The organism is Streptomyces venezuelae (genome assembly GCF_008642315.1).
Classification (GTDB): Bacteria; Actinomycetota; Actinomycetes; order Streptomycetales; family Streptomycetaceae; genus Streptomyces; species Streptomyces venezuelae_D.
The window spans coordinates 6,540,067-6,555,500 of record NZ_CP029192.1 but is presented as its reverse complement, the minus strand read 5'-3'; the positions used below and the strand labels follow the sequence as shown (position 1 = coordinate 6,555,500).

Annotated in this window: 17 protein-coding genes and 1 riboswitch; of the genes, 10 read left to right on the top strand and 7 right to left on the bottom strand. The window is 71.9% G+C overall.

Annotated features, from left to right (window positions below; translation table 11 throughout):
- Positions 1 to 38 precede the first annotated feature (38 nt).
- The 3 genes from DEJ48_RS28795 (at position 39) to DEJ48_RS28785 (ending at position 3,185) form a co-directional block, all read left to right on the top strand.
- The gene (locus DEJ48_RS28795) at positions 39 to 659 is read left to right on the top strand and encodes a TetR/AcrR family transcriptional regulator (protein WP_150219124.1); all 621 of its coding nucleotides are present in this window, start codon (positions 39 to 41) and stop codon (positions 657 to 659) included.
- 365 nt (positions 660 to 1,024) lie between these two features.
- Positions 1,025 to 1,639: a DUF4126 domain-containing protein gene (locus DEJ48_RS28790; RefSeq protein ID WP_150219123.1), complete on the top strand. Its 615-nt coding sequence runs from the start codon at positions 1,025 to 1,027 to the stop codon at positions 1,637 to 1,639.
- Positions 1,640 to 1,685: 46 nt separating this feature from the next.
- Positions 1,686 to 3,185, top strand: coding sequence for a phytoene desaturase family protein (locus tag DEJ48_RS28785; RefSeq protein WP_150219122.1), 1,500 nt, complete (start codon positions 1,686 to 1,688; stop codon positions 3,183 to 3,185).
- A gap of 7 nt (positions 3,186 to 3,192) precedes the next feature.
- On the opposite strand, the gene DEJ48_RS28780 is transcribed toward DEJ48_RS28785, so the two are convergent.
- From DEJ48_RS28780 to DEJ48_RS28760, 5 genes are all read right to left on the bottom strand, one after another.
- Positions 3,193 to 4,080 (bottom strand): hypothetical protein, encoded by an 888-nt coding sequence (locus DEJ48_RS28780; RefSeq protein WP_150219121.1) that lies wholly within the window; start codon positions 4,078 to 4,080, stop codon positions 3,193 to 3,195.
- 54 nt (positions 4,081 to 4,134) lie between these two features.
- Positions 4,135 to 5,052, bottom strand: coding sequence for a methylenetetrahydrofolate reductase [NAD(P)H] (gene metF, locus DEJ48_RS28775; protein ID WP_150219120.1), 918 nt, complete (start codon positions 5,050 to 5,052; stop codon positions 4,135 to 4,137).
- Positions 5,053 to 5,154: 102 nt separating this feature from the next.
- Positions 5,155 to 5,802, bottom strand: a complete 648-nt coding sequence (gene thiE / locus DEJ48_RS28770) for a thiamine phosphate synthase (RefSeq protein ID WP_150219119.1) — start codon at positions 5,800 to 5,802, stop codon at positions 5,155 to 5,157.
- Between the two features lie 36 nt (positions 5,803 to 5,838).
- Positions 5,839 to 6,204, bottom strand: coding sequence for an Rv2175c family DNA-binding protein (locus tag DEJ48_RS28765; protein ID WP_150166859.1), 366 nt, complete (start codon positions 6,202 to 6,204; stop codon positions 5,839 to 5,841).
- A gap of 63 nt (positions 6,205 to 6,267) precedes the next feature.
- Positions 6,268 to 7,431, bottom strand: coding sequence for an NAD(P)/FAD-dependent oxidoreductase (locus tag DEJ48_RS28760; protein WP_263399487.1), 1,164 nt, complete (start codon positions 7,429 to 7,431; stop codon positions 6,268 to 6,270).
- A 256-nt stretch (positions 7,432 to 7,687) separates the two neighbouring features.
- Positions 7,688 to 7,801, top strand: a riboswitch (TPP riboswitch).
- On the opposite strand from DEJ48_RS28760, the gene thiO reads away from it, so the two are divergent.
- The 6 genes from thiO to DEJ48_RS28730 all read left to right on the top strand — a co-directional run bounded on the left by thiO (position 7,799) and on the right by DEJ48_RS28730 (position 13,772).
- The gene (thiO, locus tag DEJ48_RS28755) at positions 7,799 to 9,013 is read left to right on the top strand and encodes a glycine oxidase ThiO (protein ID WP_150219117.1); all 1,215 of its coding nucleotides are present in this window, start codon (positions 7,799 to 7,801) and stop codon (positions 9,011 to 9,013) included. It overlaps the preceding riboswitch by 3 nt.
- A complete protein-coding gene (gene thiS, locus DEJ48_RS28750) occupies positions 9,010 to 9,222 on the top strand; it encodes a sulfur carrier protein ThiS (protein ID WP_150219116.1) in 213 nt (70 codons plus the stop codon). Before thiO ends, thiS begins: the two co-directional genes overlap by 4 nt.
- A gap of 5 nt (positions 9,223 to 9,227) precedes the next feature.
- Complete coding sequence (locus DEJ48_RS28745; protein ID WP_150219115.1) at positions 9,228 to 10,031, top strand: thiazole synthase; 804 nt, start codon at positions 9,228 to 9,230, stop codon at positions 10,029 to 10,031.
- 173 nt (positions 10,032 to 10,204) lie between these two features.
- Positions 10,205 to 12,181: a Stk1 family PASTA domain-containing Ser/Thr kinase gene (gene pknB, locus DEJ48_RS28740; protein ID WP_150219114.1), complete on the top strand. Its 1,977-nt coding sequence runs from the start codon at positions 10,205 to 10,207 to the stop codon at positions 12,179 to 12,181.
- An 84-nt stretch (positions 12,182 to 12,265) separates the two neighbouring features.
- On the top strand, positions 12,266 to 13,180 hold the full coding sequence (locus DEJ48_RS28735) for a deoxyribonuclease IV (RefSeq protein WP_150219113.1): 915 nt from the start codon (positions 12,266 to 12,268) through the stop codon (positions 13,178 to 13,180).
- Between the two features lie 79 nt (positions 13,181 to 13,259).
- Positions 13,260 to 13,772: a DUF4396 domain-containing protein gene (locus DEJ48_RS28730; protein WP_150219112.1), complete on the top strand. Its 513-nt coding sequence runs from the start codon at positions 13,260 to 13,262 to the stop codon at positions 13,770 to 13,772.
- Positions 13,773 to 13,791: 19 nt separating this feature from the next.
- Here DEJ48_RS28730 and DEJ48_RS28725 read toward each other — a convergent pair whose 3' ends face one another.
- A complete protein-coding gene (locus tag DEJ48_RS28725; RefSeq protein WP_150219111.1) occupies positions 13,792 to 14,424 on the bottom strand; it encodes a sulfite oxidase-like oxidoreductase in 633 nt (210 codons plus the stop codon).
- A 166-nt stretch (positions 14,425 to 14,590) separates the two neighbouring features.
- On the opposite strand from DEJ48_RS28725, the gene bfr reads away from it, so the two are divergent.
- Entirely contained in the window at positions 14,591 to 15,070 is a 480-nt protein-coding gene (gene bfr, locus DEJ48_RS28720) for a bacterioferritin (RefSeq protein ID WP_150219110.1), read from the top strand.
- Positions 15,071 to 15,085: 15 nt separating this feature from the next.
- Here bfr and DEJ48_RS28715 read toward each other — a convergent pair whose 3' ends face one another.
- Complete coding sequence (locus tag DEJ48_RS28715) at positions 15,086 to 15,352, bottom strand: bacterioferritin-associated ferredoxin (protein WP_150219109.1); 267 nt, start codon at positions 15,350 to 15,352, stop codon at positions 15,086 to 15,088.
- Between the last annotated feature and the right edge of the window lie 82 nt (positions 15,353 to 15,434).

Sequence of the window (15,434 nt, the reverse complement as noted above, 5' to 3'; positions counted from 1 at the left end):
GGCCGGGCCGCCCGGCGCGACCTGTGAGAATCAGGACCATGGACAGCAGTGCGGGCAGCACCCGCCGCGAGGCGACCCGGCAGAAGCTCTACGAGGCCGCCGTCACCCTCATCGCGGAACAGGGCTTCTCGGCCACGACGGTCGACGAGATCGCCGAGCGGGCCGGAGTCGCGAAGGGCACCGTCTACTACAACTTCGCGAGCAAATCGGTCCTCTTCGAAGAGCTGCTGCGGCACGGTGTCGGCCTGCTGACCGCCTCCCTGAAGGAGGCCTCCGAGGACGTGGCGCGGAACGGCGGCAGCAGGGTCGACGCCCTCGACGCGATGATCCGGGCCGGCCTGGTCTTCATCAACCGCTATCCGGCCTTCACCCAGCTGTACGTGGCCGAGCTGTGGCGGACCAACCGCGCCTGGCAGTCCACTCTGCTCGTGGTCAGGCAGCAGGCCGTCGCGGTGGTCGAGGACGTCCTGCGGGCGGGGGTGGAGAGCGGCGAGCTCAGCGACGAGATCGACATCCCGCTGACGGCCGCCGCGCTCGTCGGCATGGTGCTGGTCGCCGCGCTTGACTGGCAGGCCTTCCAGCCGCAGCGCTCGCTCGACGACGTGCACGCGGCGCTGTCGCGGCTGCTGCAGGGCCGGGTCAGCGGCACGCGCGCGTAGACCGCGCACAAAGACGCGTAGACCGCGCACGAAGGCGCCGGTGCGGTGCCCCCTGTTCCCGGGCGGGCGCCGCACCGGCGCGTTCTCCGTGTCCCCCCGGTGACCCCCGTGTGGTCGTCCCCCCGAGTCACCCCCGTACCTCGCGTCCGCCGTGCGGCGGACGGAGCGGCCAAGGGCGCGGCGCCGTTCCGCCGCCCCGTGTCGGCGGTACCGGCCCCGCGCCCTTCTCCGTGCCCCACACTCTTCCGTCTCCGCAGGTGGGGGCCTATCCGCGCGGGTACTCATCTCACTCACTAGGTACGGATACTCAGACGTCCGTGCTCATCCCCAGGCCGATACGTTCACAAATGGTTACGATCACGTCCGTGTCCGTACTCCCCCTGGTGTTCACCAGCGGCTGGGCCAGCGGGATCAACGCGTACGCCGTGGTCCTGCTGCTCGGCATCTTCGGCGCGACCGGTGTGAGCGACGAGGTCCCCGAGGCGCTCCAGCGGCCCGACGTCCTGATCGCGGCCGGCGTGCTCTTCCTGTGCGAGGCCGTCGCCGACAAGATCCCGTACGTCGACTCGGTCTGGGACACCGTGCACACCGTGATCCGGCCGGTGTCCGGCGCCGTGGTGGGGGCGCTCCTCGCGGGTCAGACCGGGTCCCTCTCGGATCTGGCGGCGGGCGCGGTGGGCGGTACGACCGCGCTGGCCAGCCATGCGGTGAAGTCGGGGACGCGGATGGCGATCAACACGTCGCCGGAGCCGTTCAGCAACTTCGCGATGAGCACGGCCGAGGATCTCGGGGTCGGCGGCCTCATCAGCTTCGCGATGTTCTACCCGGAGGCCGCGGCGATCATCGCGGCGGTGCTGCTGGTGATCGGGCTTCTCCTGCTGTTCTTCCTCGTCTCGCGGATCCGCCGGTTCCTGCGGCGCAGGGCGCAGCGGCGCGAGGAGAAGCGCCTCGCGGAGCGGGCGGGGGCGCCGCCGCCCTGACCGGCCGCCGCCCCGGCTGTCAGTGGCTGCCGATAAAGTCCCTGGCATGGCACGGATTGTGGTGATCGGGGCAGGTCTCGGCGCGATGTCGGCGGCCGCCCGGCTGGCCGTCGCGGGCCACCGGGTGGTGGTGTACGAACGCGGGCAGACGTTCGGCGGCGCGGTGGGCCGCGTGGCGCGGGACGGCTTCTCCTTCGACACGGGCCCGGGGCTGCTGCACCTCCCCGCGGTGTACCGCGACTTGTTCGTCAAGACGGGCAAGGAGCCCCTGGAGAAGTGCGTCGAGCTGTCCCAGGTGGAGCCCGCCGTGCGCCACGTCTTCGCGGACGGCACGACGGCCGACCTGCCGAACGCCTCGCGCGCCGGGGTGGGCGAGGCCCTGGACACGGCTCTCGGCGCGGGCGCGGGCGCACGCTGGTCGGCGTTCATGAACCGTGCCAGGGAGGCCTGGGACCGCACCCGTCGCCCCCTCCTCGAAGAGCCCCTGTGGCCGAACTGGGAGGTGCTCGCCGAGCGCGAGCCCTACCCCTCGGTGCCGCTGAAGCGCCTGCTGCGCCGCGAGCGCAGGGCGGCCACGCTCGGCGAGGTCGGCGAGCTGGAACTGGGCGGTGACGCACGCCTCGTCGCGCTGCTGGAGCAGTTCGCGCTGGCACAGGGCCTCGATCCCCGTACGACTCCGGCGAGCGCCGCGATCCTGCCCTACCTGGAGCAGACGTTCGGCACCTGGTCGGCGCGGGGCGGCATGCGTGCCCTGGCCCGCGCGGTGTACGAGCGGTGCGTGGCCCGGCGGGTCGAGTTCGTGTTCGGGGCCGCGGTGACGCGGATCGTCGAGAAGGACGGCAAAGCGGCGGGCGTGGAGCTCGCGGACGGCACCACCGCGGACGCGGACTTCGTGGTCGCCGGTGTCGCGCCCTCGGTTCTGGACGGGATGCTGTCCGGTGTGAACATACGGGCGGAGGGTGACGTTCCGGCGCGTTCCGGTCTGCCGAGCCGTCTGACGATCTTCCTGGCCCTGTCCGGCGCGCGCCCCGAGGGCACCCCGTTGCGCACGGTGCTGCACTCGGCCGACCGTCAGGACGAGCTCGGCCGTCTCTTCGGCGAGCGGCCCGGACTGCCCGCCTCCCCCACGCTCTCGGTGCTGCGCCCCGACGACCCGGAGCTGACGCCGGACGCCGCGCACGAGGCGGTGACGCTCACGGCGACGGTCCCCGCCCACCTGGAGGTCACCGCCGAGGACGTGCAGCGGGTGATCACCCGCGCCGAGGCCGTGGTCCCTGAGCTGCGGAGCCGTCTGCTGTGGCACGAGGTCCGCACCCCCGCCGATGTCGCGGAGGCCACCGGCGCGCACGGCGGCGCCGTCCCCGCTCCGGCGCTCGCCGCGGCCGGCGGGAGGCTCCTGCAGCCGTCCAACAGCACCCGTCTGCCGGGGCTCTTCGCGGTCGGCGGCTGGGCCCACCCCGGTGGCGGCCTGCCCCACGCGGGCATGTCGGGCACGCTGGTGGCGGGGCTGATCGTCGAGGGGCCGGAGTTCCGCGGCTCGCAGTGACCCGAGTTCAGTAGCGGTACTGCTGCTCGTTGTAGCCCGAGCCGTCGTGGTGGTCGCCCGCGTGCCCGCCCTGGTAGGGGTAGTGCTGCTCCGGCGGGAGTTCGCCGCTGTACTGGTCGTCGGTGGTGCGCTGCTGGGGCACCCAGACGCCGCCGGGCGGCGTGTCGGTGTACGTGCTGTCGCTGTACGTCCCGTCGAGCCCGCCGCTGTACGTGTCGCCTCCGTAGGGGGCGTACTGCTGCTGGTCGCCGTAGGTGTCGTAGCTCTGCCGGGCGCCGTAGGTCTGCGTGCCGATGTACGGGTCGGAGTACGCGGCGTACTGCTGCCCGCCCGTTTCGTCGTAGCCGTAGTTCTGCTGGTCGTAGCCGCCGCCGAAGGGCGCCGCGTCGTAGCCGTAGCCTTCGCCGCGGTGGGCGTCGCCCGCGGTGGGCGGGGCGTAGGCCGCGTCGTCGTACACGCCGTACTGGCCGGTGTCGTCGGGCATCGGCTCCGGCTCGTACACCCCGTCGCCGGGGATTTCGGGGCCATGTGCGGGCGGCGGCGGGACCTGCTCGTACTCCAGGTCGGAGACCTGAAGCGTCGGCTCCTCCTTGGCCGTCGTGTCCCGCCCGGACGCCCTGCGGCGCTTGCTCAGGCCGGGCCGACCGCCGAGCGCCCAGCCGGTGGAGAAGCCCTTGCGGAACGACAGCGTCACGTACGTCTGGCCCGTGGCGAAGGCGATGGCACCGAGCCCGATGATCCACACCGACGGAATCAGCACACCGACGACGACGCCGAGGAAGCCGACGAAGGCCAGCAGGCGCCAGCGCAGCCTGGCCTTGTACTGCAGCAGCACCTCGCCGAGCAGCCACAGCGCGACGAATCCGAACGCGATGTAGAGGACCGTCCAGCCCATGTACGCCCCTCTCCCCTGCGGCCGCCCGCGGGTACGGGTACGGGTACGGCCGTTTCAGGCCTGGTGGTGCAGGCCCAGATTCTCGTAGATTTCCAGCGTCGCCGTGGAGTTGTTGAGCGTGATGAAGTGCAGCCCAGGCACACCTTCGGCCAGCAGCCGCGCGCAGAACTCCGTCGCGAACTCGATGCCAATGGAGCGTACAGCGGCGGGATCGTCTTTGACCGCGAGGATCCTCTCTTTCAGCTCGGCCGGGAACACGGCGTTGCTGAGCTGCGGCAGCCGGTCGAGCTGGCGGACGTTGGTGACCGGCATCATCTCGGGGATGATCGGCGTCGCGCAGCCCGCGGCCTCGACGCGGTCGCGCAGCCGCAGGTACTCCTCCGGGTCGAAGAACATCTGCGTGATCGCGTAGTCCGCGCCGGCCCGGCACTTGTCGATGAAGTGCCGGGTGTCGGAGTCCCAGTCGGGCGAGCGCGGGTGCATCGCCGGGAAGGCGGCGACGCCCACGCAGAAGTCACCGGACTCCTTGATGAGCTCGACCAGTTCGGCGGCGTACGTGAGGCCCTCGGGATGGGCGATCCAGTCGCCGAGCGGATCGCCGGGCGGGTCGCCGCGGACCGCGAGCATGTTCCTGATGCCCGCGTCCGCGTACTGCCCGATGATGTTGCGCAGCTCGGCCACGGAGTGGTCGACCGCGGTCAGGTGCGCGACGGGCGTCAGCGTCGTGTCGGCGACGATCTGCTGGGTCTCCTTGACCGTGCCGGTGCGGGTGGAGCCACCCGCTCCGTAGGTCACGGAGACGAAGTCCGGGGCCACCGCCTCGACCCTGCGCAGCGCGTTCCAGAGGTTCCGCTCCCCCTTCGGGGTTTTCGGTGCGGAGAACTCGAACGAGAACGTCGTCTTACCGGTCGCGAGCATGTCGCGAACCGTGCGCGCGCGGTCAGTCCTGGTCGAAGCTGTGCCTAGGGCCATATGGGCAGGTTAGCCAGGCACGGGCGGTCCCCCAACCGGGCCCGGGAGTTTTGGCCGGTTTGCCGGTTTCTTGTCCACGGATCGGACACTCCCGGGCATGCCTCACCCGGCGCTGCGCAGCCGCTTCGCGAACTCCGCGGCCGCCGCCCCGGGGTCGTCGGCCTCGGTGATCGCCCGCACGACGACGACGCGCCGCGCGCCCGCCTCGAGCACCTCGTCGAGGTTGCCCGCGTCGATGCCACCGATGGCGAACCAGGGGCGGTCCGTGCCGAGCGAGGCCGTGTACCGGACCAGGTCGAGGCCGGGGGCGTGCCGGCCCGGCTTGGTGGGCGTGGGCCAGCAGGGGCCCGTGCAGAAGTAGTCCACGCCCTCCTGGACTGCGGCCGCGGCGGCCTCCGACTCGGCGTGCGTGGAGCGGCCGATCAGCACGTCGTCGCTGCCGCCGAGGATGGCGCGGGCGGCGGGCACCGGCAGGTCGCCCTGGCCGAGGTGCAGCACGTCGGCACCGATGGCGTGGGCGACGTCCGCGCGGTCGTTCACGGCGAAGAGCTTGCCGTGCCTGCGGGCGGCGTCCGCGAAGACCTGGAGGTGCTCCAGCTCCTCGCCGGCCTCCATGCCCTTGTCGCGCAGCTGCACGATGTCGACGCCGCCCGCGAGGACGGCGTCGAGGAACTCGGGGAGATCCCCCTGGCGCCTGCGGGCGTCCGTGCACAGATAGAGCCGGGCGTCGGCGAGCCGGTCTGCGGCCATGGAGAAATCCCCCCGTTGTTCGATGGTGTGGTCAGGTCAGACGGCCAGCGCCTGGGCGCGGCGCTTCACCTCCGTGCCGCGATTCTCGCTCAGCGCCTGCGCGGGGGTGCCGGGCAGGCTCGGGTCGGGGGTGAAGAGCCATTCGAGCATCTCTTCGTCGGAGAAACCGTCGTCCCGCAGGAGCGTCAGAGTGCCGCTCAGGCCCTTGACGACCTTGTCGCCGTCGATGAAGGCGGCCGGCACCTGGAGCGCCCGGTTCTCACCGCGGCGCACGGCGATCAGCTGGCCCTCCTTGACCAGCTGGCGCACGCGGGTCACCTCGATGTCGAGCATCTCCGCGATGTCGGGGAGGTGCAGCCACTCGGGGACGAGAGCATCGGTCTTTGCGTCAATCTCGGTCACGGGACAAGGGTATCTCCGGCCACTGACAGCCACCGGATGGCACCGTCCCGTCGCGGGGCCCCGCTACAGCACCGCCTTCTTGAGCGGCACCGACGGGTCCGCCGTCAGCGCCGGGTCGAGCCGCGCGCCCGACTCGATCAGCCGGCGGCCCTGGGCCAGGTCCCTGGGGCGGCCCACGGCGAGGACCGCGACCAGGGCGCCGTCCCGCAGCCAGCACACCGACCAGGCCATGCCGTCCGGGTCCCCGCGCCACACCAGCTCGTCGGCACCGGCGTGGTGACCCGCGTACTGCACGAAGCGGCCGAACTGCTCCGACCAGAAGTACGGCACGGGGTCGTACGCGGCCGGGGTCTCGCCGATGATGTTCGCCGCCACCGTGCGCGGCCCCTGGAGGGCGTTGTCCCAGTGGTGCACGAGGAGCCGCTCGCCGTACCGGCCCGAGGGGAACGAGGAGCAGTCCCCGACCGCGTACACGTCGGGGGCCGACGTGCGCAGGCCCTCGTCGGTGACGACCTCGCGGTGCGCGCCCAGCTCGATGCCGGAGTCCGCGAGCCAGCCGGTCGCGGGCCGCGCCCCGATGCCGACGACGACGGCGGTGGCGGGCAGCGTGGTCCCGTCGGAGAGGACGACGGCGCCGGGTTCGACGCGCTCCACGCGCGCGTGGGTGCGCAGGACCGCTCCGGAGTCCGCGTACCAGCCCGCCATGGGGGCCGCGACCTCCTCGGGGAGCGCCCCCGCGAGCGGCCGGCCCGCGGCCTCGACGACGGTGACCGAGCAGCCCGCCTCGCGCGCCGCGGTCGCGAACTCCGCGCCGATCCAGCCCGCCCCGACGACCACCACGTCGTGCTGCCCCGCGAGGACGGGGCGCAGCCGCTCGGCGTCGTCCAGGGTGCGCAGGAGGTGCACGCCGGGGATGCCCTCGGTGCCGGGCAGGCGAATCGGTTCGGCGCCGGTCGCGAGGACCAGGACGTCGTACGCGACGGGCCCGTCCGCGGTGTCCAGCTCGTGGTCGGCGGGGCGCACGCCGGTGACCTCGCGGCCCAGGTTCAGCTCGATGCCGAGCGCCTCGAAGTCGATGTCGAAGGCCGAGCCCTCCGCCTTGCCGAGCAGCACCGCCTTGGACAGCGGCGGCCTGTCGTACGGCGGGTGCGGCTCGGCGCCGACGATCGTCACCCGGCCCGTGAAGCCCTGCTCGCGCAGGGCCACCGCGGTCTGCACGCCGGCCATCCCCGCGCCCACGATCACGACGCGACGCTCCGCCTGCTGCTGCTTGCCGCCCTGCCCGTGCTGTTCGCCCCGGCCGTGCCACTCGCTCCGGCCCTGCTGCTCGCTCTGGCTCTGCTGCTCGCTCACCCGATCACTGTAGGACGGTTGTCGAGACCGCCTTCAGGTGTGGTCGGGGAGATCTCTGACACACAGTCATCGCCCATACCCGGACAGCTCCCCTACTGTCGCGCGAAGCGACGGGCTAGGGTGGCCCGTGCAGAGCACTCGCGGGAGCCCGGACGCACCGGGCTGAGAGGGAGGCTGGGACGGCCTCCGACCGTACGAACCTGATCCGGGTCATGCCGGCGAAGGGAGGGGCTGGACGCCCATGCATCCACGTACGACATCACCATCCGCCACCTCCGACGTCCTGATCGTCGGAGGCGGCATCATCGGCCTGGTCACGGCCTGGCGGACCGCGCAGCGCGGACTCTCCGTGGCGGTCGTGGACCCCGAGCCGGGCGGCGGCGCCGCCCAGGTCGCGGCGGGCATGCTGGCCGCCGTCACCGAACTCCACTACGGCGAGCAGACACTGCTCGGCCTCAACATCGCGTCCGCGCGGCGCTATCCGGCCTTCGCCGACGAGCTGACGGAAGCGACCGGCCACGATCTCGGCTACCGCGCGTGCGGCACGCTCGCCGTCGCGCTGGACTCCGACGACCGCGCCCACCTGCGCGAACTGCACGCCCTGCAACAGCGTTCGGGCCTGGAGTCCGAGTGGCTGAGCGGCCGCGAGTGCCGTCGCCTGGAGCCGATGCTCGCGCCGGGCGTGCGCGGCGGGCTGCGGGTCGACGGCGATCACCAGATCGACCCGCGCCGGCTCGCGGGCGCCCTCGTGACGGCCTGCGAGCGGGCCGGTGTGGTCTTCCACCGCGCCTGGGCGGAGCGCTTCTCGGTCGTACGCGACCGGGCGCACGGCGTCCTCCTCGCGCACGGCACCGAGCTGACCGCGGGCCTGACCGTCCTCGCGGCGGGCAGCCTCAGCGGCCGCCTCGCGGGCGTCCCCGACGACGTCCTGCCGCCCGTGCGCCCCGTGAAGGGCCAGGTCCTGCGTCTGTCGGTGCCGAAGGCGTACGCCCCGTTCCTGAGCCGCACCGTGCGGGCCGTGGTGCGCGGCAGCCACGTCTACCTCGTGCCGCGCGAGAACGGCGAGCTCGTCGTCGGCGCGACCAGCGAGGAGCTCGGCTGGGACACCACGGTCACCGCGGGCGGCGTGTACGAACTCCTGCGGGACGCGCACGAGCTCGTGCCCGGCATCACCGAGCTGCCGCTGACCGAGACCCGCGCGGGTCTGCGCCCCGGCTCCCCCGACAACGCGCCGATGCTCGGCCCGACGCGGCTCGCCGGGCTCCACCTGGCCACCGGGCACTACCGCAACGGCGTCCTCCTGACGCCCGTCACGGGGGACGTCATGGCGCATGCCCTGACCACCGGCGAGCTCCCGGACGAGGCACGCGACTTCACCCCGCGCCGCTTCGACGGCGCGTCCCCCGAGATCCCCGCCCCGACCCGCACGCAGCACGACACGGAGCAGCCCGCATGAGCACACCCTTCGCCGTCTCCGTCAACGGGGAGGAACGCGATGTGGCCTCGGGCACCACGCTCGAAGCCCTCGTGGCCACCCTCTCCTCGGCGCACTCCGGTGTCGCCGCCGCCGTCAACGAAACCGTCGTCCCGCGCGCGCAGTGGCCCACCACGGCCCTTTCCGCGGGTGACCGCGTCGAAGTACTCACCGCCGTACAGGGAGGCTGAACACCATGGCAGACGACCCCTTCGTCATCGGCGGGCTCACCCTCTCCTCGCGCCTGATCATGGGCACCGGCGGAGCACCGAGTCTCGACGTCCTGGAGCGGTCCCTCGTCGCGTCCGGCACCGAGCTGACCACGGTCGCGATGCGCCGCCTCGACCCGGGCGTCCAGGGATCCGTGCTCTCGGTGCTCGACCGGCTCGGCATCCGCGTCCTGCCCAACACCGCGGGCTGCTTCACGGCGGGCGAGGCCGTCCTCACCGCCCGTCTCGCGCGGGAGGCGCTCGGCACGGACCTGGTGAAGCTGGAGGTGATCGCCGACGAGCGCACCCTGCTGCCCGATCCGGTCGAGCTCCTGGACGCCGCCGAGACCCTGGTGGACGACGGTTTCACCGTCCTGCCGTACACGAACGACGATCCGGTGCTCGCGCGGAAGCTGGAGGACGTGGGCTGCGCGGCGATCATGCCGCTCGGCTCGCCCATCGGCTCCGGTCTCGGCATCCGCAATCCGCACAACTTCCAGCTGATCGTGGAGCACGCGCGCGTGCCGGTGATCCTCGACGCGGGCGCGGGCACGGCGTCCGACGCGGCGATCGCGATGGAGCTGGGGTGCGCGGGCGTGATGCTCGCCTCCGCGGTGACGCGGGCGCAGGAGCCGGTCCTGATGGCCGAGGCCATGCGGTGCGGCGTGGAGGCCGGGCGGCTCGCGCACCGGGCGGGGCGGATTCCGCGCCGCCACTTCGCCGAGGCGTCCTCTCCCGCGGAGGGCATGGCCCGGCTCGATCCGGAGCGGCCGGCCTTCGGGGCGCCGTAGAAGGTGCGGGGTTCCGTCCGTTCGCGGCTCACCGCCGGTGGGGGCTTGTCGCGCAGTTCCCCGCGTCCCTGACGGGGCGGCCCGTGCCGTCGCCTGTCACAGCTCGGCTGCAGTAGCGCCGTGAGCGTGCCCGGGCCGACCGGCGTGTCGGTGGCTGCTCGTAGACTCCCCCTGTGGACACGACCCTTCAGGACCCGCTCGTCGGGCAGCTGCTCGACAGCCGTTACCGCATCGACGGGCGCATCGCGGTCGGCGGGATGGCCACGGTCTACCGGGCCGTGGACACCCGCCTCGACCGCGTGCTCGCGCTCAAGGTGATGCATCCGACGCTGGCGGCGGACGCCTCCTTCGTCGACCGCTTCATCCGCGAGGCCAAGTCGGTGGCCCGCCTCTCCCACCCGAACGTGGTCGGCGTCTTCGACCAGGGCACGGACGGGTCGTACGTCTACCTCGCGATGGAATACATCGCGGGCTGCACCCTGCGCGACGTGCTGCGCGAGCGCGGGGCGCTGCAGCCGCGGGCCGCGCTCGACATCCTGGAGCCGGTCCTCGCCGCGCTCGGCGCCGCGCACCGCGCGGGCTTCGTGCACCGCGACATGAAGCCGGAGAACGTCCTCATAGGGGACGACGGCCGCGTGAAGGTCGCCGACTTCGGGCTCGTCCGCGCGGTGGACACCGTCACGAACACGACGGGCACCGTCCTCGGCACCGTCTCCTACCTGGCCCCCGAGCAGATCGAGCACGGCACGGCGGACACCCGCGTGGACGTGTACGCGTGCGGGGTCGTGCTCTACGAAATGCTGACCGGCGCCAAGCCGCACTCCGGGGACTCCCCCGCCCAGGTCCTCTATCAGCACCTCAACGAGGACGTGCCGCCCCCGTCGGCGGCCGTCCCCGGCCTCGCGTTCGCGCTCGACGAGCTGGTCGCCTCCGCCACGGCGCGCCATCCCGACATCCGTCCGTACGACGCGGTGGCGCTCCTCGCCCAGGCCAGGGAGGCGCGTGCCGCCCTGACCGAGGAGCAGCTCGACGCGGTGCCGCCGCAGGCCCACCCGGCGGACCACGACGGCTCCGAGGACCGTACGAGCGTCATCCCGCGCGCGGCGCGCGCCGTCCAGCTCCCGCTGCCCGCCGAGGGCGAGCGGAGCGGCGGGCACGGCGCGGGCGGCGAGGACGCGCTGAACCGCACCAGCATCCTGGCGACCCCGCCGCCCGGACCGCCCGCTCCGCCCAACTCCGGCCGGGCCTCCCGCAGGCGGTTCGACCCGCGCCGCCGCACGCTCGTGGTCATAGCCGGCGTCCTGCTCGTCCTCGGCATCGGCACCGGCGTCTGGTACATCAACTCGGGCCAGTTCACGGAGGTCCCGCCGCTCCTCGCCAAGACCGAGGCGCAGGCGAAGCAGCGGCTCGACGACGCCGGGCTCGACGTGAAGGACATCAAGCGCACCTACAGCGACACGGACAAGCGCGGCACGGTCATGAAGACCGACCCGGCATCGGGTGACCGCATCCGGCAGAACGACGGCGTGACGCTGACCATCTCGCTGGGCCCGGAGACCGTGAAGGTCCCCGACGTCAAGGGCATCCCCCTGGCCAAGGCGAAGAAGGAGCTCCAGAACTCCGGACTCGAACCGGGCATGGTCACCAAGAGCTTCGACCATTCCGTCGACAAGGGCTCCGTGATCAGCACGGACCCGCGGGCGGGCTTCACCCGCAAGGCGGGCTCGGCCGTCGCCCTGGTCGTCAGCAAGGGCCGCCCGGTCGAGGTCCCCGACGTCACCGGCGAGTCCGAGGACGACGCGCGGGCCGACCTGGAGGACGCCGGGCTCAAGGTGAAGATCGCCCCGTCGCGGGTCAACTCCGACGAGGACAAGGGCAACGTCGCCGCGCAGTCGCCCAAGGCCGACAAGACGATCGCCGAGGGCGACACGGTCGAGCTGACGATCTCCAAGGGCCCGCCGATGGTCGAGGTCCCCGACGTCACCGGGATGAGCGTCGACGAGGCCAAGGACAAGCTGGAGGGCGCGGGCTTCGAGGTCGACGAGGACCGCGGCCTGCTGGGGATCTTCGGGGACACGGTGAAGAAGCAGTCGGTGGACGGCGGCGACACGGCGCCCAAGAACTCGACGATCACCATCACGATCCGCTGAACCCGCGCTCCGGCCACCGCGCTCCGGCCTCCACGCCCGGGACCCCCGACGGGGCACTCCCGGGCGCGTGCCACCCTTGACGGCGTGAGCAGCAACAACTCCCCCAGCACCACGCCCCTCGGCGACACGGCCCCCGGCGCCGCGTCCCGCAACCCGGTGGGCGGTCACGTCCCCGTGGCCGGCGGGCTCGCCTCCGTCGGCCTCTCCTACGCCAGGGACCTCGGCGCCGAGACCGTCCAGGTCTTCGTCGCCAACCCGCGCGGCTGGGCCACCCCGCCCGGCAACCCGAGACAGGACGAGGCGTTCCGCGCGGCCTGTGCCGCCGAGAACATCCCCGCGTACGTCCACGCGCCGTACCTCATCAACTTCGGCTCGCACACCGAGGCGACCGTCGACAAGTCCGTGGACTCCCTGCGCCACTCGCTGCGCAGGGCACGCGAGATCGGCGCGCTCGGCGTCGTCGTGCACACCGGGTCGGCGACCGGCGGCCGGGAGCGTGCCGTCGCCCTGGAGCAGGTGCGCGAGCGCATGCTGCCGCTCCTGGACGAGCTGACGCACGACGACGACCCGTTCCTGCTCCTGGAGTCGACCGCGGGCCAGGGCGCCTCGCTCTGCTCCCGCACGTGGGACTTCGGCCCGTACTTCGAGGCGCTGGACTCGCACCCCAAGCTGGGGATCTGTCTGGACACCTGCCACATCTTCGCGGCGGGGCACGACCTGACCGGTCCGAGCGGCATGAAGCAGACCCTGGACCTCCTCGTCGACACGGTCGGCGAGGGCCGTCTGAAGCTCGTGCACGCCAATGACTCCAAGGACGTCGTCGGCGCCCACAAGGACCGCCACGAGAACATCGGCACCGGCCACATCGGCGAGGAGGCCTTCCGCGAGCTGATGCTCCACCCGGCCACGGAGGGCGTCCCCCTGATCATCGAGACCCCCGGCGGCAAGGAGGGACACGCCGCGGACGTGGCGCGTCTGAAGGAGCTGAGGAGCATCTAGCGACTCTTGAGGAATACCCCTGGGGGGTATACGGTTCTTGTCGAGCGGCAGGAACCGCCATCCGACGTTGGGGGACCTCATGCAGCACGACGCGCACACGCACCACCAGCACCAGCACCAGCACCAGCACCAGCACCACGACAGCGATCACGGCAAGGTCAGCTGGCGCGTGGCGGCGCAGGCCACCCTCCACTGCCTCACCGGCTGCGCCATCGGCGAAGTGCTCGGCATGATCATCGGCACCGCGCTCGGGTGGGGGAACATGCCGACGATGGCCCTGGCGATCGTCCTGGCCTTCGGATTCGGCTACGCCCTGACGCTGCGCGGCATCCTCAAGGCCGACGTCGATTTCCGGACGGCCTTCCGGGTCGCGCTCGCCGCCGACACCCTGTCCATCGCCGTCATGGAGCTGATCGACAACGGCGTGATCGCGCTCTGGCCGGGCGCCATGGACGCGCACCTGACGGACGCGATGTTCTGGTGGATCCTCGCCCTCGCGCTGGCCGCCGCGTTCGTGATCACCACACCGGTGAACAAGTGGATGATCGGCCGCGGCAAGGGCCACGCGGTCGTGCACCAGTACCACCACTGAAGCCGGTGACGGCGCGGGATCAGAGCTCGGGGCCGTCCCCGGGCTCTTCCTGGTACGAGTAGCGCTGCTCCAGCCAGGGGTCGCCGAGGTTGTGGTAGCCGCGCTCCTCCCAGAAGCCCCGGCGGTCCGCCGTCATGTACTCGACGCCGCGGACCCACTTGGGGCCCTTCCAGGCGTACAGGTGGGGCACCACGAGCCGGAGCGGGAACCCGTGCTCCGCGGTGAGCAGTTCGCCGCCTTTGTGCGTGGCGAGAATCGAGCGGTCGGAGGCGAAGTCCGACATCCGCATGTTCGAGCTGAAGCCGTACTCGGCCCAGACCATGACGTGGGTGGCGTCGGCCGCCGGCGGCGCGAGTTCCAGGAGCTTGCGGGCCGGGAGGCCGCCCCACTCCGCACCCAGCATGCTGAACTTCGTCACGCAGTGCAGATCCGCGACAACGGTGTCGTAGGGCAGTGCGGAGAACTCCTCGTGCGACCAGCAGTGCTTCTCGCCGTCCGCCGTGGCCCCGAAAACCCTGAACTCCCAGCGCTCGGGGCGGAACTTCGGCACCGGCCCGTAGTGCGTGACCGGCCAGCCGCGCTGCAGCCGCTGACCCGGCGGAAGCTCCGGCTCCGCCGCCTGTCGAGATGCGCGTTCCGCCGGCTGACCCATGGCTCCATCCTGACAGACCCGGGACGGTGGACGTGACCAGCCGGAGCCCCGGGCGGCACCGATCGGGGCAACTCCTACTAAGCGTGCACTTACTGGACGCCCTCCGAACACCGGTGCAAGGATGCGCGCTACCTGCCCAGTCACTCGTGCGGAAGGAGCCTCTGCGATGCAGGGCGACCCCGAGGTCATTGAATTTCTCAACGAGCAGCTGACCGCCGAACTCACGGCGATCAATCAATACTTTCTCCACGCCAAGATGCAGGAAAACTTCGGCTGGACGAAGCTCGCGAAGTACACCCGTGCCGAGTCGTTCGACGAGATGAAGCACGCGGAGGTGCTGACCGACCGGATCCTGTTCCTCGACGGTCTGCCCAACTACCAGCGGCTCTTCCATGTGCGCGTGGGCCAGACGGTCACCGAGATGTTCCAGGCCGACCGGCAGGTCGAGGTGGAGGCGATCGACCGCCTCCGGCGCGGGATCGAGGTGATGCGCGCCAAGGGCGACATCACGTCCGCAAATATCTTCGAGTCGATCCTTGAGGACGAGGAGCACCACATCGACTATCTCGACACGCAGCTCGAGCTCGTCGAGAAGCTGGGTGAGGCGCTCTACATCGCGCAGCTCATCGAGCAGCCGGAGGGCTGAACCCGCCCCTGAGGGCTAGGCCGCCTCGGGGAGCTCCGCCTCGGGAGCCAGCGCCACAGCCGGTTCTCCCTGGTCCACGAGGTCACGGCGGGGGCACGCGCCCCGGCCGAGCAGCGCCTGGATGCGGCGTACGCACGAACCACAGTCCGTGCCCGCCTTGCAGGCCGACGCTATCTGGCGGGGGGTGCAGGCTCCGTCCGCCGCGTGCTTCTTCACCTGCGCCTCGGTGACCCCGAAGCAGTTGCAGACGTACACGCGGTTCACCTCCCGGACAGGACTCATCGGTAGCGCCGTCCCGATTGATCGGTGAGGCTAACCTAACCTTACCCGCGACGTCCTGCCCACAAAAGCCCCGGATACGCCG

What these genes read in the sequence shown, in the direction of transcription:
- DEJ48_RS28760 (WP_263399487.1), bottom strand. Translation starts at nt 7,431, where the DNA reads ATGGCCGGCGTGCAGACCGCGGTGGCCCTGCGCGAGCAGGGCTTCACG.
- thiS (WP_150219116.1), top strand. Translation starts at nt 9,010, where the DNA reads ATGAGCACACCCTTCGCCGTCTCCGTCAACGGGGAGGAACGCGATGTG.
- DEJ48_RS28745 (WP_150219115.1), top strand. Translation starts at nt 9,228, where the DNA reads ATGGCAGACGACCCCTTCGTCATCGGCGGGCTCACCCTCTCCTCGCGC.
- DEJ48_RS28730 (WP_150219112.1), top strand. Translation starts at nt 13,260, where the DNA reads ATGCAGCACGACGCGCACACGCACCACCAGCACCAGCACCAGCACCAG.
- DEJ48_RS28725 (WP_150219111.1), bottom strand. Translation starts at nt 14,424, where the DNA reads ATGGGTCAGCCGGCGGAACGCGCATCTCGACAGGCGGCGGAGCCGGAG.
- bfr (WP_150219110.1), top strand. Translation starts at nt 14,591, where the DNA reads ATGCAGGGCGACCCCGAGGTCATTGAATTTCTCAACGAGCAGCTGACC.
- DEJ48_RS28780 (WP_150219121.1), bottom strand. Translation starts at nt 4,080, where the DNA reads ATGGGCTGGACGGTCCTCTACATCGCGTTCGGATTCGTCGCGCTGTGG.
- metF (WP_150219120.1), bottom strand. Translation starts at nt 5,052, where the DNA reads ATGGCCCTAGGCACAGCTTCGACCAGGACTGACCGCGCGCGCACGGTT.
- DEJ48_RS28785 (WP_150219122.1), top strand. Translation starts at nt 1,686, where the DNA reads ATGGCACGGATTGTGGTGATCGGGGCAGGTCTCGGCGCGATGTCGGCG.
- thiO (WP_150219117.1), top strand. Translation starts at nt 7,799, where the DNA reads ATGCATCCACGTACGACATCACCATCCGCCACCTCCGACGTCCTGATC.
- thiE (WP_150219119.1), bottom strand. Translation starts at nt 5,802, where the DNA reads ATGGCCGCAGACCGGCTCGCCGACGCCCGGCTCTATCTGTGCACGGAC.
- DEJ48_RS28715 (WP_150219109.1), bottom strand. Translation starts at nt 15,352, where the DNA reads ATGAGTCCTGTCCGGGAGGTGAACCGCGTGTACGTCTGCAACTGCTTC.
- DEJ48_RS28795 (WP_150219124.1), top strand. Translation starts at nt 39, where the DNA reads ATGGACAGCAGTGCGGGCAGCACCCGCCGCGAGGCGACCCGGCAGAAG.